The sequence below is a fragment of the Paraburkholderia sp. SIMBA_053 genome (assembly GCF_046534895.1).
In the GTDB taxonomy this organism is placed as follows: Bacteria; Pseudomonadota; Gammaproteobacteria; order Burkholderiales; family Burkholderiaceae; genus Paraburkholderia; species Paraburkholderia caledonica.
Window position 1 is genome coordinate 1 of the sequence record NZ_JAWRXU010000393.1, and the last position, 304, is coordinate 304.

The 304-nt window shown below is 59.2% G+C and carries 1 protein-coding gene; it reads left to right on the forward strand.

The window, feature by feature from the left end; all coding sequences use genetic code 11:
- Window positions 1-208: LOG family protein (locus SB753_RS36135; RefSeq protein WP_410804907.1), on the forward strand; the 208-nt coding region annotated here is incomplete at its 5' end.
- Between the last annotated feature and the right edge of the window lie 96 nt (window positions 209-304).

The window sequence follows — 304 nt, forward strand, 5'->3', positions numbered from 1 at the left end:
CCACAAACCGGTGGCGCTGCTCAATATCGACGGCTTTTACGATCCGTTGATGAAGCTCTTGCAGCACACCGTGGACGAAGGCTTCATGCGGCAGACGTATGTCGATATCCTGCAGATCGACTCCGATGCGGCCACGCTGATCGGCAAGCTGCAACGGTATCAGCCGCCGGTTGCCGATAAATGGGCGGTTAAGCGAGAAGCGGTTTGAGCGGGGGCGGTTGCTGCGGCTGCGGCTGAGAGCGCCGCGGGTTTCTCCGTGCGTTCTCGGCTTTGCTCTCGTTTTTTAGCTTCGCTTTCTGCCTCG